Source organism: Pirellulales bacterium (assembly GCA_019694455.1).
GTDB lineage: Bacteria > Planctomycetota > Planctomycetia > Pirellulales > JAEUIK01 > JAIBBY01.
The window spans coordinates 1-24,146 of record JAIBBY010000021.1; the positions used below are offsets into that span (position 1 = coordinate 1).

At 64.4% G+C, this 24,146-nt stretch carries 16 protein-coding genes; 12 read left to right on the plus strand and 4 right to left on the minus strand.

All coding sequences use genetic code 11. The features are described 5' to 3' along the window. The 7 genes from K1X71_10320 to K1X71_10350 all read left to right on the plus strand — a co-directional run. Nucleotides 1-648 (plus strand): asparagine synthase C-terminal domain-containing protein (locus K1X71_10320; protein ID MBX7073530.1); only part of this gene is annotated, 648 nt, incomplete at its 5' end. 267 nt (nt 649-915) lie between these two features. After that, entirely contained in the window at nt 916-2,223 is a 1,308-nt protein-coding gene (locus K1X71_10325) for a glycosyltransferase family 4 protein (GenBank protein MBX7073531.1), read from the plus strand. Continuing rightward, nucleotides 2,223-3,590: a nucleotide sugar dehydrogenase gene (locus K1X71_10330; GenBank protein MBX7073532.1), complete on the plus strand. Its 1,368-nt coding sequence runs from the start codon at nt 2,223-2,225 to the stop codon at nt 3,588-3,590. Before K1X71_10325 ends, K1X71_10330 begins: the two co-directional genes overlap by 1 nt. 48 nt (nt 3,591-3,638) lie before the next feature. Continuing rightward, nucleotides 3,639-4,871 (plus strand): glycosyltransferase family 4 protein, encoded by a 1,233-nt coding sequence (locus tag K1X71_10335; protein ID MBX7073533.1) that lies wholly within the window; start codon nt 3,639-3,641, stop codon nt 4,869-4,871. Nucleotides 4,872-4,946: 75 nt separating this feature from the next. Then, nucleotides 4,947-6,689 (plus strand): arylsulfatase, encoded by a 1,743-nt coding sequence (locus K1X71_10340; GenBank protein ID MBX7073534.1) that lies wholly within the window; start codon nt 4,947-4,949, stop codon nt 6,687-6,689. A gap of 67 nt (nt 6,690-6,756) precedes the next feature. After that, complete coding sequence (locus K1X71_10345) at nt 6,757-9,936, plus strand: PSD1 and planctomycete cytochrome C domain-containing protein (GenBank protein ID MBX7073535.1); 3,180 nt, start codon at nt 6,757-6,759, stop codon at nt 9,934-9,936. 126 nt (nt 9,937-10,062) lie between these two features. Beyond that, entirely contained in the window at nt 10,063-11,433 is a 1,371-nt protein-coding gene (locus K1X71_10350; GenBank protein MBX7073536.1) for a DUF1501 domain-containing protein, read from the plus strand. A 27-nt stretch (nt 11,434-11,460) separates the two neighbouring features. On the opposite strand, the gene carB is transcribed toward K1X71_10350, so the two are convergent. The 3 genes from carB to K1X71_10365 form a co-directional block, all read right to left on the minus strand. Continuing rightward, nucleotides 11,461-14,730, minus strand: a complete 3,270-nt coding sequence (gene carB / locus K1X71_10355; protein MBX7073537.1) for a carbamoyl-phosphate synthase large subunit — start codon at nt 14,728-14,730, stop codon at nt 11,461-11,463. Nucleotides 14,731-14,933: 203 nt separating this feature from the next. Further along, the gene (locus K1X71_10360; protein MBX7073538.1) at nt 14,934-15,560 is read right to left on the minus strand and encodes a hypothetical protein; all 627 of its coding nucleotides are present in this window, start codon (nt 15,558-15,560) and stop codon (nt 14,934-14,936) included. A 4-nt stretch (nt 15,561-15,564) separates the two neighbouring features. Further along, complete coding sequence (locus K1X71_10365) at nt 15,565-15,741, minus strand: hypothetical protein (protein ID MBX7073539.1); 177 nt, start codon at nt 15,739-15,741, stop codon at nt 15,565-15,567. A 295-nt stretch (nt 15,742-16,036) separates the two neighbouring features. On the opposite strand from K1X71_10365, the gene argH reads away from it, so the two are divergent. Genes argH through hemA form a run of 5 tightly spaced genes read left to right on the plus strand, consistent with a single transcriptional unit; the run spans nt 16,037 to nt 22,916 of the window. After that, nucleotides 16,037-17,440, plus strand: a complete 1,404-nt coding sequence (gene argH, locus K1X71_10370) for an argininosuccinate lyase (protein MBX7073540.1) — start codon at nt 16,037-16,039, stop codon at nt 17,438-17,440. Further along, complete coding sequence (locus K1X71_10375) at nt 17,437-19,623, plus strand: hypothetical protein (GenBank protein ID MBX7073541.1); 2,187 nt, start codon at nt 17,437-17,439, stop codon at nt 19,621-19,623. The genes argH and K1X71_10375 overlap by 4 nt, the downstream gene beginning before the upstream one ends. A gap of 58 nt (nt 19,624-19,681) precedes the next feature. Continuing rightward, nucleotides 19,682-20,746, plus strand: coding sequence for a sigma-54 dependent transcriptional regulator (locus K1X71_10380; GenBank protein ID MBX7073542.1), 1,065 nt, complete (start codon nt 19,682-19,684; stop codon nt 20,744-20,746). A 17-nt stretch (nt 20,747-20,763) separates the two neighbouring features. After that, nucleotides 20,764-21,645, plus strand: coding sequence for a cytochrome c biogenesis protein CcsA (gene ccsA / locus K1X71_10385; GenBank protein MBX7073543.1), 882 nt, complete (start codon nt 20,764-20,766; stop codon nt 21,643-21,645). After that, nucleotides 21,642-22,916, plus strand: coding sequence for a glutamyl-tRNA reductase (hemA, locus tag K1X71_10390; protein ID MBX7073544.1), 1,275 nt, complete (start codon nt 21,642-21,644; stop codon nt 22,914-22,916). Before ccsA ends, hemA begins: the two co-directional genes overlap by 4 nt. 10 nt (nt 22,917-22,926) lie before the next feature. Here hemA and K1X71_10395 read toward each other — a convergent pair whose 3' ends face one another. Next, the gene (locus tag K1X71_10395; GenBank protein ID MBX7073545.1) at nt 22,927-23,988 is read right to left on the minus strand and encodes an acyltransferase; all 1,062 of its coding nucleotides are present in this window, start codon (nt 23,986-23,988) and stop codon (nt 22,927-22,929) included. Nucleotides 23,989-24,146: the final 158 nt, after the last annotated feature.

The window sequence follows — 24,146 nt, forward strand, 5'->3', positions numbered from 1 at the left end:
CCTCCGCTGGTTCACAAGGCGTTCCGGAGTTGGCGCGGCGACGAGCGCGTGTACATCGGCCCGCTGCGCGACGCCAGCGAATCGCCAGACCGGCAACTGTCGATCTCCGGCATCGGTCGACTCAACGCGTCGCTGGTCGAGCAGCTCGATGGCGGCTTGGGCGATCTGCTGCACTACGGCGACGCCATTTCCATGGCGCACTCGATCGAGGCGCGCGTGCCGTTCTTGGATTATCGCCTGGTGGAGTTTTGTATTCGGTTGCCGGGCGAATACAAATTTCGCGCCGGTCGCGGGAAGGCGGTGCTACGCGAGGCGGTCAAAAAATTGGTTCCCGCCGAGATTCTGGACAATCGCAAGAAGTTGGGTTTTCCCACCCCCATCGCGCGCTGGTTTCGCGAGCAACCCGAGAACACCGTCTACCCGGTGCTGCGCAGCGAAACCTGCCGCCGGCGAGGTATTTTTTCTCCGGCGGAAATGGAGTCGGCCATCGCGCAGCACGTAGCGGGCAAACAAGACTTTTCGAGCAATATTTATCGCTGGCTGCTCACGGAACTTTGGTTCCAGGAGTTTATCGATCAGCGCCCCGCAGCGAGACACGATTGGTCTGCGCCGGACGCCAAGCGTATGGCCGAAGTCGCCGCCGCCTGAGTGGATTAATACGGGACGTACGACTTACAGGCCACATGGCGGTGGAAGCATGTTCATCATTTCTCTGGCAGGCCATTCCGCCCAAGCTGTCGTCAGCGTAATCTGTAGGATGCGAAGCCGCCGGTTGGGCCGCGCTGTGGACTGCTCCGCAGGCAGTCGCGCGCGACTCACTGGCAGGCAAACTGATGACCGGCGGGATCTACGCGCCGGATACCCCATCTCAATTGGATATTCCCGGTTGCGTCTCGCTTGCCAAGGGGCGACTGCGTGAGTTTAGGTTTTCGCAAGCGAAACGAGCCATCAGGTCAGCCGGGGGAGCGCTGGGTGATCGTCACCCAGTATTACCCCCCCGAGCCGGGGGCGCCGCAGATTCGCCTGCACACTTTGGCGACACGCTTGAAAGCGGCCGGCATCGATGTGCGCGTGCTGACCGGCATGCCCAACTACCCGGTGGGCGTGATTCACGAGAAGTATCGCGGCAAGCTGCACTCGACCGAAACGATCGATGGGATCGAAGTGCAGCGGGTATGGCTCTATCCGGCGACAGGGCGTAAGTTCCTCAGGCGGTTGGCCAACTATCTTTCGTTCACATTCACAGCCACGTGTTACCTGCTGTTCATGCCGCGGGTCGATGTGTTGTTCGTCGAGTCGCAACCCATCTCGCTCGGCATCGCCGGCGTGTTGATGAAGTGGTTTCGCGGCGTGCCGTATGTCTACAACATTCCCGACCTACAGGCCGACTCCGCCAAGCAACTGGGCTTTATTGGCGCGCGGCTGTTGCTCTCCATCGCAGTGATGATGGAAAACCTGTTCATGCGGCAATCGTGGACCGTGGCCACCGTGACGCATCGCTTTATCGACTACTATGTCGAGCGCGGGATTCCGCGCCGCAAACTGACCTTCTTGCCCAACGGCGCCGACACCGCCGTCCTCAAGCCGCTTCCCTACGACGAAGAATACGCGCGCCGCATGGGCGTGCTCGGCAAGAAGGCCTTTGTGTATGCCGGCACCCACGCTTATTACCACGGCCTGGAGGTCTTGATCGAGGCCGCGCGCAAACTGACCGATCGCGACGACATTGTGATCTTGCTCGTCGGACAAGGGCCGGTGCGCGAGAATCTCAAGCGCATGGCGCGCATCTATGGCCTGAACAACGTGCTGTTTGGCGATTCGCCCTTCTCCGAGATGCCGCGTTTGATGTCGATCACCTACTCTTCGCTGGTGGTGATGAAAGACATCGAAACCGCGGAGAAGATGCGGCTTTCCAAGACGTTTCCGCCGTTGGCCTGCGGGGTGCCGGTGCTGCATTCGGGCCGTGGTGAGGCGGCCGATCTGCTCATAGAGCACGATTGCGGTCTTTGCGCGCCCCCCGACTCGCCCAGCGAATTGGCCGCCGCCATTCGCCGGCTGGCCGACCAACCAGAACTTCGCGATCGGTTGGGGCAAAACGGCGTGCGCTTCATTCAGCAAAACCTTTCCTGGTCGCGGATCATTGCCAACTGGCTGGAACAACTGCGACAATTGCCGCCCCATGCCGCTCCGCCGCTCGAGCCCGAACACGCTGGTGCGCACTGATGTCCGCTAGCCCCACAGCCCCCACCTCCACCTCGGGCCGCGTGATCGCGTTGTTTGGCCTGGGCTATGTCGGTTCGGTCTCGGCCTGCTGCCTGGCACGGGCAGGGCATCGGGTGATTGGCGTCGAGATCGTGCCGCAAAAGGTTGAGGCGATCAACCGCGGCGAGATCACCTTTGTCGAACCGGGGCTCGGCGAGCTGGCGCGCGACATGGTCGCCGCCGGCCGACTGAGCGCCACCGCCGACGTGGCCGCCGCCGTGGACGCCGCCGACACCTCGTTCATCTGCGTCGGCACGCCGGGCCAGCCGTCTGGCGCGCCCGACTATTCGCGCTTGTACCAGGTGTGCAAGTCGATCGGCCGCGTGCTGGCGAACAAGCCCGGCACGCACGACGTTGTGATTCGCTCCACGATCCTGCCGGGCACCGCCGAACAATGCGCCCTGATCGTGAGCGAGACCTCGGGCAAACGTGAAGGGGAAGGTTTTCGGGTGCTGGTCAATCCCGAGTTCTTGCGCGAGGGGACGGCGCTGGCCGATTACCAAAGCCCGCCGTTCACCGTGATTGGCGCCGAGAGCGAGGCGGACGCCGCCGCCCTGCGCGCGCTCTATGCCGAGTTGCCGGCCGCGCTATTCGTGGTCCCGCGGCGCGAAGCGGAAATCATCAAGTATTCGTGCAATCTGTTCCACGCGGTCAAGGTGGTCTTTGGCAACGAGATAGGGCGGCTTTGCAAAGCGGCCGGCATCGACAGTCATCGCGTGATGGACATCTTTTGTCACGACGAAAAGCTGAACCTGTCGCGTTACTACCTCAAGCCGGGCTATGCGTATGGCGGTTCCTGCCTGCCGAAGGATCTGCGCGCGATACTGGGCTATGGCCGACAGCAAGTGCTGGATCTGCCCATGCTCAACTCGATCGACGAGAGCAACTGGCAGCAGATCGAGCAGGGCTTTCGATTGATCGCCGAGCGCCAGCGCCGCAAGATCGGCATGGTCGGTTTATCGTTCAAATCATCGACCGACGACCTGCGCGAGAGCCCCTTGGTGCTCTTGGCGCAGATGTTGGTCGAAAATGGTTTTGAGCTGCGGATCTTTGATCCCAATGTGGTGGTTGCGGAACTATTGGGGGAAAACAAGACTTACGTGGAAAAGCGGTTGCCAACCGCCGACAGGCTGGTGACCACCGACCTGGCCGAGATGCTGGCCTGGGCCGAATGTCTGGTTATTGGCAATCGGCTACCGGCGGCCAAGACGGCGCTAGAGCAAGCGCGGCCCGATCAATGCGTGATCGACCTGGTGCGGGCGGAACAAAACATCGACACACGCGCGGAATATCACGGACTGGGCTGGGTCGCCCGGCCGGCGAATTGACGAAAGGAAGCGGACCGCGGGGAGGCGATTCGCGCGACGAAGAGCGACATGCGGATACTCTTTCTGACGCAATACTTCCCCCCGGAAATGGGCGCGCCCCAGGTGCGGCTTTCCGAATTGGGCGAGCGCCTGATTGATCGCGGTTGGCAGGCCGAAGCTTTGACCGCGCTGCCGAACTATCCCACCGGCAAGATCATCGGCGATTACTCTCCGTGGCGCTGCGTTGAAGAAACGGTGGGGCGCATCCGCACGGTGCGCGTGCCGCTCTATCCGGCCAAGACCGGCTTCATCAAACGGTTGTTCTCCTACTTCTCGTTTGTGCTGAGCGCCTCTTGGTACGGCCCCAAACGCTGCCAACGGCCAGATGTCATGCTCGTCGAGTCGCCGCCGCTGTTCATCGGCTACGCGGCGCGCTACCTGGCCTGGCGCTGGAAGTGTCCTTATGTGTTCAATGTCAGCGACCTGTGGCCCGAGTCGGCGATCCGCATGGGTGTGCTGCAGCCGGGCATGGCCGCGCGCATGGCCGAGCGATTGGAGCTGTCGCTGTATCGCAACGCGGCGGCGATCACCGGCCAATCCGAGGAGATCATCGCGGCCATACGCAAGCGCGCGCCGGAAACTCCCAACGAAGTCATCACCAATGGCGTCGCGCCAGAGCGATTTGGCAAACAAGCGGTCGATGGCGACGTGCGCGACCTGTTGGGCGACGAACCGGGGCCAGTGTTCACTTATGCCGGTCTGTTGGGCTTGGCGCAAGGGCTGGATCAACTGCTCGACATCGCGCAACAGTGGCCCGCCGACATGCCCGGCCGGTTCTTGATGGTTGGCGACGGACCGGCCCGCGAGGTGCTCGAGCGCCGCATTCGCGAGGAAGGGATCACGCGCGCGCGCATCGTGGGCCCGCAACCGCGCGAGCGCGTCCCGGCGCTATTGGCCGCCTCCGATGTGGCCTTTATTAGCCTGGGGATGAGCATACCGGGCGCGGTGCCGAGCAAAATCTATGAAGCGATGGCCTCCAGCTTGCCGATTCTGCTGATCGCCGATGGCGAGCCGGCGCGGCGCGTCGAGCGCGCGGGCTGCGGACTGGTGGTTTCGCCCGGCAATGTGGCGGCGGCCCGTGACGCCTGTTTGCGCTTGGCTCAAGACTATGAGCTGCGCAAGAGTCTCGGCGAGTCAGGTCGCATCGCGGCGGAGACCGACTACAATCGGCAGCGCATCGCCGATCGGCTCGATGGCTTTTTAACGCGCGTGGTCGAGAACACTCCCGCCGCAGCCAAGTGACTTCGGCGGTCTGACGACAGAGGTTGATGTCGTCGGCATGCGCTATCGACCCAAACCCGCAGGATGGGAGCGACTATGTATCGCTGGCTGACGCTGCTTGGGTTGGCCGTTTGTTTGCTATCGCAGCAGACCCGCGCGGCCGAGCGCCCCAACATTCTATTGATCATCACCGACGATCAAGGCTATGGCGATCTGGGCGCGCACGGCAATCCGCTGATTCACACCCCGGCGCTCGATCGATTGGCAAGTGAATCGGTCGAATTGACGCGCTTCTACGTCTCCCCCGTTTGCGCGCCGACACGCGCCAGCCTGCTCACCGGCCGTTACAACTATCGCACCGGCGTCACCGACACCTATCACGGCCGGGCGATGATGCGCGCCGCCGAGGTTACGCTGGCCGAGCACCTCGCGTCCGCAGGTTACGCCACCGGCATTTTTGGCAAGTGGCATCTGGGAGACAACTATCCGCTGCGGCCCATGGATCAGGGGTTTCAAACGTCGCTGGTGCATCGCGGCGGCGGCATTGGTCAGGCGTCGGACGCGCGCGACGGGCGCAGCTACTTCGATCCCATTCTCTTTCGCAATGGACAGCTTGAAAAACAACAGGGGTATGTGAGCGACGTCATCACGCGCGAGGCGGAACGCTTCATCGCCCAGCATGCGACCGGCGCGGAGCCTTGGTTTTGCTATCTGGCGTTCAATGCGCCCCATGTGCCGTTGGAGGTGCCAGACGCCGATCGCCTGCGCTATGCCAACATCGATCCCGCGGCGCAGCCTCAAATCGGCAATCCGCCAGACAAAAAGCTCGATGCCGACGTACTGGCCCGCGTGTACGGCATGGTGACCAATATCGACGACAACGTGGGCAGGCTCCTATCGCGCCTCGATCAACTTGGCGCCCGCGAGAACACGGTGGTGATCTTTATGACCGACAACGGCCCGCAGCAGGCGCGGTATGTCGGCGGTCTCAAGGGGCGCAAAGGAACCGTGTACGAGGGGGGCATCCGCGTGCCGTGCCTGGTGCGCTGGCCGGGCACACTCGCGCCGCGCAAGGTCGAGTCGGTCGCCGCGCATATCGACCTGACGCCCACGCTCCTGGAGTTTGCCGATTGTCGGCCGCAAGCGCAGTTCGACGGCGTGAGCCTGGCGCCGCTGCTCCAAGGAGCGGCGACAGACCTGCCGCAGCGAACGCTCTTCTTTCAGTGGCATCGGGGCGACGCGCCAGAGCGTTATCGAGGGTTTGCCGCTCGCTCGAACGAGTGGAAGCTGCTGCGGATCGATCCCGGCCGCGACGACGCGCTCGCCCTGCCAGAGCAGTTTGAACTCTATCGCATCGCCGACGACCCGTACGAATTGCACAACGTCGCCGCTAGCGAGCCCGAGATCGTCGCCGATCTCAAACAACAGTACGACGCCTGGCTAGCCGACGTGGGCGCCGAGCATAGCTACGCGCCGGTGCGTCCTGTGCTCGGCACGCCGCACGAGAACCCCGCGACCCTCACCCCGCAAGATTGGCGCGCCGGCGACCAAAAGTGGACTCGCGACACCATCGGCCAGTGGGAAGTGGATTTTGGCTTGGCCGGCGATTATCAGGTGACCGTCGAGTTGCCGCGCCGCGTCAGCGGCACGGTCGCACTGAATGTGGGCGCAGCGCATCAAGAGCTAGCGATCGAAGACGCGGAGACCGCGCGATTCACTTTGGCTCCGATCGCGGCGGGACCGGCGGCGATTCGCGCCGTCGCGGTCGCCAACGGCGATGAAGTCGGCCCCGATCGGATTATCGTCGAGCGGGTCGGCTCGCCGGGCCGCAAACCATAGACAGTGGCCGCCGTGGCGTTTGTAATGGTGGCAGTCGCACCGCCTGCAACCGTCGCGCGAGCCGTCGATGTCGCGAACTGTTCTACGTTGGCTACCGCTGAGCGCGCTGGCGCTCTGCGCGGCGCTGGGGGGCGCGGCGCGAGGCGACGATAGCGCGCCGCGCTTCGAACCGGCCGATATCGAGTTCTTCGAAAACAACGTGCGTCCCATTCTGGTCGCCCGCTGCCACGAGTGTCACAGCGCCAGTGAGCAAAAGGGCAACTTGCGACTCGACTCGCGCGCCGCCGCGCTGACGGGCGGCGACACCGGCCCGGCGCTCGTGCCTGCCAAGCCCGACGAGAGCCTGCTGGTCGACGCGATCCGCTACGGCGACACCTATCAGATGCCCCCCAAGTCGCAATTGCCAGCGGCGGAGATCGACGCGCTGACCGAGTGGGTGCGGCGCGGCGCTCCCTGGCCGGCGGAAGCCGCCACGGCCAGCGCGGCGCCGGCGAAGGCGTTCGATCTTGCCCAGCGCGCCCAGCACTGGTCGTTGCAACCGATCACCGATCCGCCGGCGCCCAAGCCACAAACCGCCGGCTGGTCGCGCACGTCGGTCGATCGCTTTCTCTTGGCGCGGCTCGAGTCCGCCGGCGTTGCGCCCAACCCACCGGCCGACAAGCGAACGCTCTTGCGGCGAGTGACCTTCGATTTGATTGGCCTGCCTCCCACGCCGGACGAGATTCAATCGTTTCTGGCCGACGAGTCGCCACAAGCCTATGAGCAGGTCGTTGAGCGACTGCTCGCCTCGCCCCACTATGGCGAGCGCTGGGGGCGACATTGGCTCGACCTGGTTCGTTACGCCGAAACGTATGGGCATGAGTTCGATCGCGACATACCAAACGCCTATCGCTATCGCGACTATGTGATTCGCGCCTTCAACACCGATGTGCCCTACGATCAGTTTGTGCTGGAGCACCTGGCGGGCGACCTGCTGCCGACGCCGCGCGTGAACGAGGCCGAGCGCATCAACGAATCGGTGATCGGCACGGGCTATTGGTTCCTCGGCGAGTCGACCCATTCGCCAGTCGACGTGCGCGCCGACGAGGCCAACCGCATCGACAATCAGATCGATGTGTTCGGCAAGGCGTTCCTTGGCCTGACGATCGCCTGCGCCCGCTGCCACGATCACAAGTTCGACGCGATCAAGACGCAAGACTATTACGGCCTGGCCGGTTATCTGCAAAGTTCGCGCTACGATCAGGCGTTTATCGATCTGCCCGGCGTCTTCGCGCCGCATCTGGCGCAGCTTGAGTCGTTGGCGGCCGACGAGCGCCAACATGCCGCGCGGCTGCGCGACGCGGCGCGCCAGCATGCGACTGAGTGGGCGGCGACTGTCTTTGCGGCGCTGGCAACCGACGAGGCGACGCAGCGCGCCGCCGCTGACCCCGCCGATCCGCTGTATGCTTGGGGGGCGCTCTCGGCGCTTGCCGCCGACGCCAGCGTCGATCAGTTTGCCGCCGAGCGAAACAAAATCGCCGAACGACTCAAGACGGCCAGCCAAGCTAATCCACCGGCTGACGCGGTCGAAATCGCCTCGTTCACTCGCGCTGACTGGGGCGACTGGGTCGCCAGCGGGCAGGCGTTCGGCGCTGGCCCCGCACCGGCCGAGGGTCATCTGTCGCTGCCAGCGGCGCATAGCGGCCGGCTGGCGGGCAAACTGCGAGGCACGCTCCGCTCGCCGACCTTCACGATCGAAAAGCCAAAATTCTTGTATCTCTTGGCGGGCACGTCGGGGCGGGTGCGACTGATCGTCGACGGCCTGCAGCTGATTCAGTATCCCATCTATGGCGGACTGGGAATCAAGCCCGCCAGCTCGCGGGCCCGGTGGCATGTGCAGGACGTGAGCAAATGGATTGGGCATCGAGCGTATCTGGAATTGCTCGATGAGGACGATGGCTATCTGGCCTTGATGCGCGTCGCCGCCGCCGATGGTGAGTTGGCCGTCCCGGCCACCAGCGCCCCGATCCACGCGCTGGCGGCCGACACCGGCATCGCTTCGCTCGCCGCGCTCCGCGAAGCGTACGAGCGATTGATCGCCCGCATACTGGCCGGCGAAGAGACCGCTGCCGATCTGGTGGCGTGGGTCAGGCCGGCCCTCTCCCGCGCGGTGGCCGCCGTGCCGGGCGCCGAATCGCTGGTGGCCGAGCAGGCCAGACTGGTCGCGCGGCGAGAATCGCTCGAGGCGGCGCTCCCCGTGCCGCGCCAAGCGCTGGCCATGGCCGACGGTACGGGCGAGAACGAGCGGATCTTCATTCGTGGCAACCACAAGAACCTTGGCGCCGAGGCGCCGCGCCGCAATCTGGAGGCGCTGTCCGGCGACAATCAACCCGCCCCCATCAGCGGCAGCGGACGCCTGGAACTGGCGCGCCGGCTGGTCGATCCGACTAATCCGCTCGTCGCGCGCGTGCTGGTCAATCGCGTTTGGAAGCATCATTTTGGAGAAGGCCTTGTCTCGACCCCAGACGATTTCGGCGCGATGGGTCAGCCGCCCACGCATCCCGAATTGCTCGATCACCTAGCCACGCTGTTCGTGCGCGAAGGCTGGTCGATCAAGCAACTGCATCGCCTGCTGCTGCTGTCGAGCGCTTATCAAATGTCGAGCGCCGCGCGCCCCGAGTTGGCTTCGATCGATCCGCAGAACAAGCTGCTGCATCGGATGCCGATTCGACGACTGGAGGCCGAGAGCGTCCGCGACGCCCTGCTGGCGGTCTCCGGCCGGCTAGATTCCACGATCGGCGGGCCGAGCGTGCCGCCACACCTCACCGAGTTCATGCAAGGACGCGGGCGGCCGGAGCAATCGGGACCGCTCGATGGCGGCAACCGCCGCAGTATCTATCTCAATCTGCGCCGCAACTTCTTGCCGCCATTCTTGTTGGCGTTCGATTATCCCACGCCGTTCACTACCATCGGCCGGCGCAGCGTATCGAACGTGCCGGCGCAGGCGCTCAGCTTGCTCAACAACCCGTTCGTCGCCGAGCAAGCCGAGTATTTCGCCCAGCGGATCTTGGCCATGCCGATGTCGCAGGCGAGCGAGCGAATCGCGGCGATGTACGAGTTGGCGTTTGCCCGCGCGCCCAGCGAGGAAGAACTGTCGGCCGCCGAGCAGTTCTTGCAGGCCCGGCAGGCGCAACATTCAGAGCAAGCCGCACTCGCCGAACTGGCGCATGTGCTGTTCAACGTCAAGGAGTTTGTGTTCATCCAGTAAGAAGACCCCTCATCCGGCCTATCGGCCGGACCTCTCCCCGCACGTGGGGCGAGGGAACCAGAAAACCCGCCAGACACTTCAATGCACTGTGGCTGCTTTCCATCGCCGACTCTCTCGCGCCGCCAAATGTTGGCCCGCTGCGCCAATGGCTTTGGCGCCGTGGCGCTCGCCTCACTGGCCGCCGAGACCGGCGCGTTGGCCGCCGCCGCCAGTCCCTTTGCGCCGCGCCCCACGCACTACCCGGCCCAGGCCAAGAGCGTGATTTTCTTGTTCATGGATGGCGGCCCGTCGCAGATGGACACCTTCGACCCCAAGCCGCGGCTCGATCGCGAGCACGGTCAGCCCATCAAGATGAAGGTTCAGCCCACCCAGTTCGACAACGTCGGCACGGTGCTCAAGTCTCCCTGGCAGTTCCACCAGTACGGGCAGAGCGGCATCCCGGTCAGCGATCTGTTTCCGCATGTCGCCCAGCATGTCGACGATCTGGCGGTCGTCCGCTCGATGGTCGCCAACTTCAGCGAGCACACCAACGCCAACTACTTCATTCACACCGGGCACGGCCAGCAAGGCCGCCCCAGCATGGGCGCCTGGGCCACCTATGGCCTGGGTAGCGAGTGTCAAAACTTGCCCGGCTTTGTCGTGTTGGGGAGCGGCCTGATTCCGCCGGGCGGGCTCGATTGTTTTGGCAGCGGCTTTTTGCCGGTGGCTTATCAGGGTTCAATGTTCCAGCACGGCCCGCAGCCGGTGGCCGACCTCGCGCCGCAAGAGGCCACGGTCGACGCGCAGCGCGCCAAGCTCGATCTGATGCACGCGCTCGACCGCGAGGCAGGCCAGCGCTTTGGCCCCAGCGACGCGCTCGAAGCCGCCATCGCCAACTACGAACTGGCGTTTCGCATGCAGACCGCCGTGCCCGACCTGATGGACTTTGCCGACGAGAGCGCCGAGACGCTCAAGCTGTACGGCATCGACCGGCCGGAGACCGAGGTGTTTGGCCGGCAATGCCTGGTGGCGCGGCGCCTGGTCGAGCGCGGCGTGCGGTTTGTCGAGCTATTGTGCCAGAAGCTGGCCGCCGACCGCTGGGATCAGCACTCCAACCTGAAAGAAGGGCACGAGAAGAACGCGCTCGCCACCGACCGCCCCATCGCCGGCTTGCTGCAAGACCTCAAGAGTCGCGGACTGCTCGACCAAACGCTGGTGGTCTGGGCCGGCGAGTTTGGCCGCACGCCAATGGCACAAGGCGCCGATGGGCGAGACCACAACCCCTTTGGCTTTAGCCTCTGGCTGGCCGGCGGCGGCGTAAAGGGGGGCACGATCTACGGCGCCACCGACGAATACGGCTACTACGCCATCGAGAACAAAGTCGAAATCCACGACCTGCACGCCACCATGCTGCACCTATTGGGCATGGATCACACGCGGCTGACCTACCGCTTTGGCGGACGCGACATGCGGCTGACCGATGTGCATGGCCACGTTTTGCACGACATTCTGGCGTGAGGGGTCACGGCATCTTGGCTTACCGAGTCACGCGGTCGCTTGCTGCGCGAAGCGCGGGAAGCGGTCTTGCATCGCCTGCACCCCCATCTCGCCTTGGCGCAGCGCCTCCATTGCTCGCACCACCGCCTCGGCCGCTTGAATGGTGGTGCAACACGGCACACCATGCTGCACCGCCGCGGCGCGAATTCGCCCCTCGTCGGTCCGCGCCCCCTTGCCGCTGGGGGTGTTGATGATGAGTTGCACGCTGCCGTTGATCAGATAGTCGAGCAGGCTGGGATGCCCTTCTTGCAGTTTCTTCACCGTCTCGACCGCGATGCCGTGCTGCGCCAACAGCTTGGCGGTGCCGCTGGTGGCCAGCAGTTTGTAACCCAAGGCCGCCAGTCGTTGGCCGATCGCCACGATCTGCGGTTTGGTCCGTGTCGACACGCTCAAAAAGATGTTCCCCTCGGTGGGCAGCACCACGCCGGCCGCCAGTTGGCTTTTGGCGAACGCGATCGGAAACGTCTCGCTCACCCCCATCACCTCACCGGTCGAGCGCATCTCGGGGCCCAGCACGATATCGACGCCGTGAAACTTGACGAACGGAAAGACGCTCTCCTTGACCGAGAAGCCGCGCGGCGCCGACTCGGCCTCGATCCCTTGCTCGGCCAGCGACACGCCCGCCATCACCTTGGCCGCCACCTTGGCTAGCTCCATGCCCGTGGCCTTGGAGACAAACGGGGCGGTGCGGCTGGCGCGGGGGTTCACCTCCAACACGTAGACGTTCTGCTGGCCGTCCTCGCGCTTGACGGCGTACTGAATGTTCATCAGCCCCCGCACCTGCATCTGCACCGCCAGGGCGCGGGTGGCCTGTTTAATGTTTTCGATCACGCCCGCTGGCAGGCTGAACGGCGGAATCGAGCAGGCCGAGTCTCCCGAGTGGACCCCCGCCTCTTCGATGTGCTCCATGATGCCGGCCACGATGGTCCGCTCGCCGTCGCTGATGCAATCGACATCGACCTCGATGGCGTCTTCCAGAAAGCGATCGATCAGCACCGGCTGCCCTTGGGCGACGACGAACGCCTCGGCCACGAATTTCTCTAACTGTGAGTTGTCGTAGCAAATCTCCATGGCGCGGCCCCCCAGCACAAAGCTCGGTCGCACCAAGGCCGGAAAGCCGATCTTCGCCGCCTCGGCGCGGGCTTCCACCATCGTGCGCGCGATGCCGTTGGCCGGTTGCGACAGCCCTAGCCGCTTGAGCAGCCGGGCGAACTTCTCGCGGTCCTCGGCGTCGTCGATCGTGTCGACGCTGGTGCCGATGATCGGCACGCCGGCGGTCTCCAGCGCGCGGGCCAGATTGAGGGGCGTCTGCCCGCCAAACTGCACAATCACGCCGTCGGGTTGCACGCGGTCGAAGATGTTCAGCACGTCCTCGGTGGTCAGTGGTTCAAAGAACAGCAAGTCGCTGGTGTCGTAGTCGGTGCTGACCGTCTCGGGATTCGAGTTGACCATGATCGACTCGATGCCCAGTTCGCGCAGCGCAAAGCTGGCATGGCAACAGCAGTAGTCGAACTCGATGCCTTGGCCAATGCGGTTGGGCCCGCCGCCGAGGATCATCACCCGCTTCTTACCGGGCTGCTTGGCGGGAGTTTCGTCTTCATCCTCGTAGGTCGAGTAGTAGTACGGAGTATACGCCTCGAACTCGGCCGCGCAGGTGTCCACCGATTTGAACGTGGCCACGATGCCCCGCCGTTTGCGCTCCGCGCGCACTTCCATCTCGGGCATGTCCCAGATGTGGCCGAGTTGGCGGTCTGAAAAGCCAAATCGCTTTGCTTTGCGCAACAGCGCGTCGCCACAGGCGGCCAGCCCGGCCGTGGCGCGCAGTTCTTCTTCCAGTTCGAAGATTTCGTGCAGGTTGTCGAGGAACCAGGGGTCGATCTTGGTCAGCTCGTGTACTTCGTCGGCGCTCATGCCCGCCTTGAAGGCGTAGCGAATGAACCACACGCGATCGGCGTTGGGGATGGAGAGCTTGGAGCGAATCTCCTCGATGCTGGGCTGATCGGCGCGGCCCCAGCGGTCTTTGTTGTCGCAGCCAAAGCCAAAGCTGCCGACTTCCAGCCCGCGCAGCGCCTTTTGCAGCGACTCCTTGAAGGTGCGTCCAATGGCCATCGTCTCGCCGACGCTCTTCATCTGCGTCATCAGAGTGGAGTCGGCCTCGGGGAACTTTTCAAAGGCGAACCGCGGCGCCTTGGTCACCACATAGTCGATGGTCGGCTCGAAGCAGGCCATCGTCTCGCGGGTAATGTCGTTGGGCAGTTCGTGCAGGCGATAGCCCACCGCCAGCTTGGCGGCGATCTTGGCGATTGGAAAGCCGGTGGCCTTGGAGGCCAATGCCGACGAGCGGCTGACCCGCGGGTTCATCTCGATCACGATCATCCGCCCCGTATGTGGATGAATGGCGAACTGGATGTTCGAGCCCCCCGTCTCGACGCCGATCTCGCGGATCACCGCCAGCGAAGCGTCGCGCATGCGCTGATACTCTTTGTCGGTCAGCGTCATGGCGGGCGCCACGGTGATCGAGTCGCCGGTGTGGACCCCCATCGGGTCAAAATTTTCGATCGAGCAGATGATCACCACGTTGTCGTCAACGTCGCGCATCACCTCCATCTCGTACTCTTTCCAACCGATGATCGATTCTTCGATCAGCACCTCGGTGATGGGCGAGGCGTCGAGCCCGCGGCCCACCAATTGATCGAACTCGTCGCGGTTGTAGGCGATGCTCGAGCCACTGCCGCCCATGGTGAAGCTGGGCCTCACCACGCAAGGCAGGCCGATCTCCTGGATCAGCTTGCGGGCTTCGTCCAGACTGTGGACCGTCTCCCCGCGGCACACTTCCAGCCCGATCTTTTCCATCGCCCGTTTGAACTGGTCGCGGGCTTCGGCCTTTTCGATCACGGCCGGGTTGGCGCCGATCATCTCGACGCCAAACCGCTCCAGCACGCCGTGGCGGGCCAAGTCCATCGCCAGGTTCAGCCCCGTTTGTCCGCCGAGGGTCGGCAGCAGCGCGTCGGGGCGCTCGGCCTCGATCACCTTGGCAACCATCTCCCAGGTCAAGGGCTCGATATAGGTGCGGTCCGCCATGTTGGGGTCGGTCATGATGGTGGCGGGGTTCGAATTGACGAGGATCACCTCGTACCCTTCCTCGCGCAGGGCCTTGCAGGCCTGGGTGCCGGAGTAGTCGAACTCGCAGGCCTGGCCAATCACGATGGGGCCAGACCCGATCAAGAGAATCTTGCGAAGATCGGCGCGTTTAGGCACGGAAGAACCTCATCCGGGGGAACGACTTGACCGAAGGCGCGGCGCCAGGGGGCGATGGCGTCCGGCGCAGGCAGCGGCGGCGGGTGTGCAAAATTTCCTGACGATAGCACGCCGAGGCAGACCGCTCAAGGATGAGGAAAAGCGGATACTAATGCCGGTTGGCTAAGGCCGCGACCCGGCACGGGCGGCTTACAACAGCCAACTCACGAAAGCGGCGCCTGCGTCCCGCGTTGTTGGCAGCCAGACCGGCTGTGATCGCAGAAGTCAGCGGCGCGCAATTCGCTAAGCTGCTTAATGATGTGCTGATCCTGCCCCCCATAGCGCACCGCGCCGCAGCATCCCACCGCCACAGCCATGATCGCCCGTTGCAACTCGTCTGGCGTCTTGGGTTGCCGATTGGAGTAGCAGTGCTCGGCGGCGTCAGACGACATCAAATCTGGCGCTTCGTGTTCTGGCGCGTGGCAGGCGATACAGTATCCATTCTCGACATAGAAATCGCCGGGAGCATTTAGCGGGTGCGCCGGCTTTTTGTCGCGGTCAGTCACTTCCTGCAGTCGACGGCGCAAACGCAGCACTGCCGCAGCGAGCAGCAGCAACAAACCGATACCGATCACTGCCAGGCCGAGCCGGGCGACATAGTTGGTCACCACAACGACGCCGATCAGTTCTGGATCGACATTTGCCAATGTGTCCCCATAAATCCACAAAATCAGCCGATACGAACAGAGCACTAGTCCAAATCCAATGAACTGGAGTCCTCGAACCACAGGCTCAACAGTCGGTCGCTCGACGACCAGAGGAGCGGGCGCCTGATACGGGTTGTCGCTCATCCCGTCATGGTACGCCCTTGCAGACCGCTCTTACACTGCGCGCGATCCGCTTGAACCCCGCGAGCATCACACTGACGACTGACATGATCGCCCGATATACGGTGCGCACAACCACCTCGAAAGCGATTTCGAGGAACGGCACAACCAACAGATCGAGAACGATGCCGGCCAGCAGTTCCATACCCGTTGTTCGCCCCGGAAGAGCCAGCCTTGATTTGATGGTCCTGCTGGCACTTAGCCGATGACGGCCACAGCCGCAGCGTGGTCCGGCGCGACCGTGGAAATCATGAGGCAGTCACAAGTTGTTACATCAATGCCGACAACCACTTATGCCGCTGCCCGCAAACTAGGCGGCGCGTTCACTTTCTAGGCAATCGGCCGCCGGCAGCCAATTGACACTGTGACGTAAGCTTTTTACTGTGAAAAGGTTGTAGGGGTTTCCCGCCTCGCTGTCTCCTCCCCCCGAGCGCCTCGCCGTGGCCAAAAAGTCTTGGAGCGGTGTTTTCGCCGAGGCCACCGACCGCCGCGTCGAGGCCTTCACCGAAAGCATCAGCTACGATCGCCGACTCTACCGGCACGACATCGAAGGCTCCATTGCCCATGCCACGATGCTGGCCGAGGTGGGGCTGATCTCCACGGCCGAACGCCAACAGATCGAGGCCGCTCTGGCCGCCATTGGCGAGGAGATCGCGGCGGGCCGCTTCGAGTTCCGCACCGAGCTCGAAGACATCCACATGCACATCGAGCGGGCGCTCATCGACCGGCTGGGCGACACCGGCCGCAAGCTGCACACCGCCCGCAGCCGCAACGATCAGGTCTCGACCGATTTGCGGCTCTGGCTGCGCGACGCCATCGACCTGCTATCGGATCGGCTCCGCGAGCTACAGGCCGCCTTCGTCGGCCGGGCAGACCGCGATGCCGGCTGCATCCTGCCCGCTTACACCCATTTGCAACGGGCCCAACCGGTGCTGGCCGCCCACTACTGGCTGGCCTACTGCGAAAAACTGGAGCGCGACCGCCAGCGACTGGCCGATTGCCGCCGCCGCGTGAGCACGCTCCCCTTGGGCTGCGCCGCCGTGGCGGGCACCACGCTGCCGATCAACCGCGAGCGGACTTGCGAACTATTGGGATTTGCAGGCGTGGCGGCCAACAGCATCGACGCTTCGAGCGACCGCGACTTTGCCCTGGAGTTCGCTTTTTGCTGCACGCTCGTTTCCGAACATCTCAGCACCTGGGCCGAAGAGTGGATCTTGTGGTCGACCAGCGAGTTCAACTTCATCAAGTTGCCGCAGGCGTTCTGCACCGGCAGTTCGATTATGCCGCAAAAGATCAACCCCGACACGCTGGAACTGACGCGCGGCAAGACCGCCCGCGTCATTGGCAATCTGCAAGCGCTGCTGGTGCTGGTGAAGGGCTTGCCGCTGGCCTACAACCGCGACCTGCAAGAAGACAAGCAGCGCGTGTTCGATAGCTTCGACACCGTGCTGGCCTGCCTGGAGATCGCCATTCCGGTCGTGGCGGGCGCCGAATTGAACCGCTCGGCCATCGCCGAACGGCTGGAGCGCGGCTACCTGGACGCGACCACGCTCATGGAATACCTCATTGCCCGCGGTGTGCCGCAGCGCTCGGCGCACGAGATTGTGGGCACGCTGGTCCGCGCGGCGATGGACAAGAACCTGCCGCTGGCCAAGTTGCCGCTGGACGACTTTCGCGAGGCGCACCCGGCGATCGACGACGGCGTGTATGGCGTGCTCGGCGCCGAGAACACGGTGAACGCTTTTGTCAGCTACGGCTCGACGGCGCCGGCGCAGGTCGAGGCGCAACTGACGCGTTGGCGCCAGAAGTTGGCGGCCGAAGCGCCGACGGAGGTCGCGATATGAAGCGTGTTGCGGTGATGCTCGTATTGCTGTACAGCACCGCTTTCGCGCGCGCTCAAGACGCGACCGCGCCGGCCAACGACCTGAATGTGCAGGCGGTGCTCGAAACCAATCCGACCACCCCCAGCGAGTTGCTGCGCGCGATCACGCTGCTGGTCGAACTCGATCGCGCCGACGCCGCCAAGCCGTTGTTCGCCAAGCTGGCGGCCGCGCCCCCCGACGACGCGACCGCCGCCCAGTTGTTGGGCGAGTTTGGCATGGCCACCTTCATCAAGATCGCGCTATCGTGCGACGAAGGCAAAGCGCTCTCCGCGCAACTGCGCGCTGCGGGCGAGCGTTACGTGCAAGACCCACAGCGCATCGCCGAATTGATCCAACAACTGGCCGACCCATCCGCCGGCAAACAGGCCCTGGCGATTGAACAACTGCGGATCGTCGGCCCCAGTGTCGTGAATCCGCTCTTGGCCACGCTGGCCAATCCGGCGCAGTCGACCGCGCACCGCGGCGCGATGGCGGCAATCGTGCATCTGGGCGCCGATGCCAAGGCGCCGCTTGTCGGCGCGCTCGAAGCGCTACGCCCCGAAATCGTGGCCGAGGCCGCCTCCGCGCTGGCTCGACTCGACGCCAGCGACGCGATCGACCGCCTGTTGCCGCTGGCGCATGGCGAGGAGGGGGCCGCCCGCGACGCCGCTCGCGCGGCGCTGGAGACAATGGTTCATCGCGTCCCATCGGCGGCCGAGAGCGCCGACTTTTTGGAAGACCTTGCCCGGCGCTACCTTTCCGGTCGAAAAGACATTCCGCCCGGCTCGCTCGACGATCAAGGCGCGCCAGCCGTGACTTTGTGGCACTGGAACGTGGAAGAAGAACAGACCCAGCCGCGACAGTATACTGCGGCGGCCGCCCGCGCCGAGTTGGCCGCCCTTGCTGCTCGATCTGCCGATCGCCTGACGCCGGCGGACAGCCCGCGGCACAATGCGCGTCAGCAGTTGGCGCTGGTCACCTACTTCGACACCTTGCCGCCGCAGACCGATCCGCGGCAGACACTGGCGCTGCTTTCGGATGGAATGGCCAAACAACTCGGCGCCGATGGCGGACGACTCTTGGCCGAGACGCTCGATCAGGCGCTGGTCGCCAATCTGCCGCGCGCGGCGACCGTGGCCGCGCAGCTACTGGGACAACTGGGGGATCGCAGTCTGCTGGCCGCCAGTGGTCCGCCGTCGGCGCTCGTTCGCGGACTGGCCGCCGCCGATCGCGAGACGCGGTTTGCGTCGCTGGCCGCGGTGGCCGCGCTCCAACCGTCGTTCGCGTTTTCCGGGTCGAGCCAGGTGGCGACCACGCTCGCCTGGTTCATCTCCACCGTCGGCCAGCCGCGCGCCGTGGCTGCCGCCAACTCGCAGCAAGAAGCGGGCAGGCTGGCCGGGTTGTTGGCCGGCATGGGTTACGACGTCGCCACCGCCACCGACGGCACGGCGCTGGTCCAGCAAGCGGCTGAGTCGTCCGACACGCAGGTCATCGTCATCGACGCCGGCATCTTGCGACCGGAGATACTCGATTGCGTGGTGCTGCTCAAAAACGATCCGCGCACGGCCGCCATTCCGCTGGCCATTGCCACGCCGTCCGATGAAGAGCGCTTTCGCAATTTGGAAAAGCGATACCCCGTCACACGGGCGATCATTCGCCCGCACAATAGCGCCGCGCTCAAGCAGCAGTTAGACCGCCTGACGGCCGACGCCGGCTATGCGCCTCCCAATCGCCAGCGCCGCGCCGAGCAGGCCAAAGCGGCCATGGCCTGGGCGTCCGAGATGGCGCGCCGCGGCGGCCTGTTCGACTTGCGGGCGCTCGACGCGCCGCTGATCTCCGCCTTGTACGATCCCGATTTGACCGTCGCCGCCGGACAGGCCTTGGCGCAGGTCGGCAGCGCCGAGGCGCAGACGGCCTTGGTTGAGTTCGCCAGCCAGGTGGTCGAACCGCTCGCGCTGCGCGAGGCCGCCGCCAAATCGTTTGGCGAGAGCGTCGCCCGCTATGGCATCTTGCTCACCACCGCGCAAATGCAACAGCAATACGCGCGCTACAACGCCAGCGAAACCCTCGACGCCGGCACACAGGCCGTGCTGTCGTCGATTCTCGACAGCATGGAAGCGGGCCGACAACCGGCCGCCGCCGGCGCGCCCGCGCATCAAGAATAATCACACCGTCCGCAGTTCACGGCCCGACAAACCTCACTTCGCATCGCAAAGGCCCGCCATGAGCCGCGGCTATTCGTCTCTGGAAAGCGAATCGACTGGGCCGCCGATTCCCAGCATCATCGGCTCCAGCCCCGCGATGCTGAAGGTGTACGAAATGACCCGCCGCGTCGCGCGCGGCAACTGCCGCGTGCTGTTGTTGGGCGAAAGCGGCACCGGCAAGGAGTTGATCGCCAAGGCGATTCATCAACTGAGTCCGCGCGCCACGCGCCCCTATGTGCGCGTGAATTGCGGCGCCTTGTCAGAGAGCCTGCTGGAAAGCGAACTGTTTGGCCATGTGCGCGGGGCGTTCACCGGCGCCATCGACAACCGCACCGGGCGCTTCGAGGCGGCGCACACCGGCACCGTGTTTCTGGACGAAATCAACTCCACCACCCACAAGTTGCAGGTCAAGCTGTTGCGCGTGCTGCAAGAACGCGAGTTCGAACGCGTGGGAGACACGCAAACCATCCGCGTCGATACCCGTGTCATCGCCGCCAGCAATCGCGACCTGATGGAAGAAGTCGAGGCGGAGCGGTTTCGCGAGGATCTGTATTATCGATTGAATGTGGTGTCGCTCCATCTGCCGCCCTTGCGCGAGCGGCGCGAGGACATCCCGGAACTGGTCGCCCACTTTTTGCAGGTTTATAACGAATCGAACGACACCTATGTGGTGCATCTGGGACGGCCGGCGCTCGAGGCCTTGCAAGACTACCACTGGCCGGGCAACGTTCGCGAGTTGCAAAACGTGATCGAGCGGGCGGTGGTGCTCGCGCCGGGAGACGAGATCACCTGCGAGCTATTGCCCGAGGCCGTCACCGGCAAGTCGGCGCCGCGCAGCAGTCGCTTTCGGCCGATGGACGTCGAATCGTTGGCGCAAGATTTGGTGCAACAGGGGGTGACAGCGGCGGGACCGAACGAAGAGAACCTGCATGGCAAGATCGTCAACCGCGTCGAGCGGGAACTGATCGCCCAGGTGATGGCGGCCTGCGACAATGTGCAGATCAAGGCCGCGGCGCGGTTGGGCATCAACCGCAACACCCTGCACAAGAAGCTTAAAGAGTACGGTCTGGACGGCAGCGAGTAGCGGCGAGGACAGCTCGAATGCTGCACAATGTGGAAGTCGTCTGCTTCGCGGCCAGCTACACGGTGGCGCTGGCGCTGGAGCTCACCCGGCTGTGGTTTCGCAGCGGGGTGCGCGGCATGCTGATGCTCGGCTTCGCGCTCGCCGGGCTATTGGCCCACACGCTGTTTCTGTTCCATCGTTACACCGTGCATGCCACGCCGCTATCGAGCGCGTTCGATTGGTATCTGATGGCCGCCTGGGGGCTGGTGGTCGTTTATCTGTATCTCACGTACTATCACACCAAGAACCCAATCGGCATCTTCATCTTGCCGATCGTGCTGGCCTTGATCGGGGTGGCCGAGTTCTTGGCCGATCGCGCGTCGTTTTCGGCCACCCAGGCCTCGCGCTGGTGGGGCGCCATGCACGGCGCGTTTTTGCTGTTGGGCGCGATCGCCGTCATTCTGGCCTTCGTCGCCGGCGTGATGTACTTGATTCAGGCCCGCCGCCTCAAACACAAGCGCCCGCCGCCGCGCAATTTTCAACTCCCCAGCCTCGAATGGCTCGCTCGCTTCAATACCCGCGCCATTCTGCTGTCGGTCGTCATGCTGGTGATTGGCGTGGTGGCGGGCATCGTGCTCAACGCCGTGAACCACGGTCGGCAGGTCGATCAATTGCCGTGGACCGATCCGGTGCTGCTCACCACCACGCTCACGGTGGCTTGGCTCCTGGTGGCGGTGGCGTTTGGCGTGGTCTACAAGCCGGCCCGGCAAGGGCGCAAGGTGGCCTATCTCACCCTGGCCAGCTTTTTGTTTTTGGCGGTCTCGCTTGGCGTGTCGCTGTTGGTGAACACGCGGCACGGCGGCGGTGACAAGACCGCCGCGCCGCCGGCGCGCGCTCTCCTCCCGGAGGGCCACGGATGAGACTGCAAATGATCGGCTGCAGTCATCACAACGCCACGGTCGAGCGCCGCGAGCGGCTGGCGTTCAGCCCCGCGCAGGCGCGCGACGCGCTGTGCCGTTTTCGCGCCGATTTTCCCCAGGCCGAGGCGGTGCTGCTCTCCACCTGCAACCGCATCGAGGTCTACACCGCCGCGGAAACGGGCGACGCCGCCCCCACCCATGAGCAGGTGGCGGAGTTCTTGGCGCGGTTCCACAACGTGCCGCTGCACGATGTGTTCGACGACCTGTTCGAGCGCACGGGCGAAGACGTGGTGCGACATCTGTTCACCGTCGCGGCCAGTCTCGACAGCATGGTGGTGGGCGAGCCGCAGATCCTTTCGCAGGTCAAGCAGGCCTATCAATTGGCCACCGACGAGCATGCCGCCGGGCCGCTGTCGCATGCCGTCTTTCAGGCGGCCCTGCGCGTGGCCAAGCGCGTCGCCGCCGAAACGGCCATTCATCAAAAACGGGTCAGCATCCCCAGCGTGGCGGTGGCCGACTTCGCCAGCCAAATCTTTGAGCGCTTCGACGATAAGCGCGTGCTCTTGATCGGCGCGGGCGAAATGGGCGAGGAGACGCTCCGCTATCTCCGCGACGAGGGCGCCCGCGACATCACCGTGCTCAATCGCAGCTATGAGCGCGCCCGCGAACTGGCCGCGCAGTGCGGCGCGCGGGCGTTGCCGTGGGAGCAGCTTTTTCCGCAGCTTGCCGCCGCCGACCTGGTGGTGGGCACAACCGGCGCCGAAATGCCGATTGTGCGAATCGAGGATTACCGCCGCATCGAGCCGCAGCGCTATCAAAAGCCGCTGTTCATTCTCGATCTGGCGATGCCGCGCGATTTTGACCCTAGGATCGGAGATTGCCTGCAAGTGTTTCTCTACTCGATCGACGATCTGCGCGCCGCCTGCGAACAAAACCGCGCCGAGCGCGACGCCGAACTGCCGGGCGCCTTGAGCATCGTGGAAGATGAGACGCAGCGCTTTATGACCGATTTGCATCACCGGGCCACCGGGCCCATCATCAAGCGGCTCAAGCAGGATTGGCAGGCGCCGAAGGAAGAGGAATTGCGGCGGCTCTTCAACAAACTGCCCGAACTCGACGACCGCGCTCGGCTGGAAATCTTGCAATCGTTCGACCGGCTGCTCAATAAGCTATTGCATCCGCCGCTCGAGGCGCTGCGCGACGAAGCGCAGCACGGCATCCCCCACGCGCTGGTCGACGCCTTCAAGCGACTGTTTCAGTTGAAGGATTAACGCCGCGCCGCTACACGGGCGAACCAGTGGCGCCGAAGACCGTCAGCGCCTCACTCGTCGCGGGCGCCGAGCGCGCCGCTCGCTCCTCCGCTGGCCGCTCGCGCGGCGGCAGGCAGCGCGATTCCACCAGCCAATAGAAGCAGTAGCCGGCCGGGATCATCACCGTCACGCCCGTCGCCGCCGCCAGCCAAGTGGGGCCGGGCAAGTGGTCGCTGATGAGCTTGGCGCCGACCGGATGAATCAGGTAGATGCTGTACGAGAACTTGCCAACCTCGGCCAATGGCCGCCAGGTGAGCAGCGCGTCCAGCGGTTTGAGCAAGAACAACAGCATCGCAAAGCCAAACGCCACCACGCTGGTTTGATCGAAGCTATGCGGACGGATCTCGTGAAACAAATCGGGCCGGAACTGCCAAAAAGCGGCCGGCACAAGCAATAGCGCCACCCGCGCGTCGCGCGCCAGCGCGTAGTACACCGCCACTCCGGCCGCGAAATGCAGCCACAGCCCATCGAAAAAGAAGCCCACGACCGGATACGGCCACGCCAGCACCAGCGCCGTCACCAGGGCCACGCCGGGAAAGTACCAGCGCCGCAGCAATCCGGCGACGAGATAAAACTGCTCCTCGTAGCACAAGGTCCAGGTGATTGTGAGCAGGCCAATCATCGGCGCTCCAAACAGGTGCGGACGCCACGACTCGGTGAGCGTGAGATTGCCCAGCCACTGCGACGGAGTGAGCGCGGTCGCCGGCACGAGTCCGCCGACCCCGCCGCGCGTCGCGGCCCACAGCGACAGCGCGGCGGTCACCGCCAGCGCCGCCCAATAAGGAGGATAGATGCGCCGCAGTCGACGCCGCATGTAGCCGCCAAAGCTCGACGACCGCTCCACCGCCGCGCTGATGCAATAGCCCGAGATGACAAAGAAGACCGGCACGCCGAGCCAGCCCCAATGCCAGAGGCTTGGCTCGCGCGAGGCGACCGAGTGGCAGGCGACGACCGCCAGGCAGGCCAGCGCGCGCCAGACGTCGAGCGATTGATAGCGCGCGGCGACGGCGGATGATGGCGCGAGTGTGCTCACACCTAGAATCTAGGTTGTGCGCGGCCTGCGGACCGATTCAATCGTGCCGATTGTGCGGGGTTGGCGGTCGGCGTGCCGATTGCCGCAGAACTAGCCGCCGGCCAGGCACGCATTCATCCCCTAGGGCGATGCCCTAGGCTACGGTGAATAGAACGCGT

Coding starts and splice junctions, on each gene's coding strand:
- K1X71_10360 (MBX7073538.1), bottom strand. CDS start 15,560: ATGAGCGACAACCCGTATCAGGCGCCCGCTCCTCTGGTCGTCGAGCGA.
- K1X71_10345 (MBX7073535.1), top strand. CDS start 6,757: ATGTCGCGAACTGTTCTACGTTGGCTACCGCTGAGCGCGCTGGCGCTC.
- K1X71_10350 (MBX7073536.1), top strand. CDS start 10,063: ATGTTGGCCCGCTGCGCCAATGGCTTTGGCGCCGTGGCGCTCGCCTCA.
- K1X71_10335 (MBX7073533.1), top strand. CDS start 3,639: ATGCGGATACTCTTTCTGACGCAATACTTCCCCCCGGAAATGGGCGCG.
- K1X71_10375 (MBX7073541.1), top strand. CDS start 17,437: ATGAAGCGTGTTGCGGTGATGCTCGTATTGCTGTACAGCACCGCTTTC.
- K1X71_10340 (MBX7073534.1), top strand. CDS start 4,947: ATGTATCGCTGGCTGACGCTGCTTGGGTTGGCCGTTTGTTTGCTATCG.
- ccsA (MBX7073543.1), top strand. CDS start 20,764: ATGCTGCACAATGTGGAAGTCGTCTGCTTCGCGGCCAGCTACACGGTG.
- K1X71_10380 (MBX7073542.1), top strand. CDS start 19,682: ATGAGCCGCGGCTATTCGTCTCTGGAAAGCGAATCGACTGGGCCGCCG.
- K1X71_10330 (MBX7073532.1), top strand. CDS start 2,223: ATGTCCGCTAGCCCCACAGCCCCCACCTCCACCTCGGGCCGCGTGATC.
- hemA (MBX7073544.1), top strand. CDS start 21,642: ATGAGACTGCAAATGATCGGCTGCAGTCATCACAACGCCACGGTCGAG.
- K1X71_10365 (MBX7073539.1), bottom strand. CDS start 15,741: ATGGAACTGCTGGCCGGCATCGTTCTCGATCTGTTGGTTGTGCCGTTC.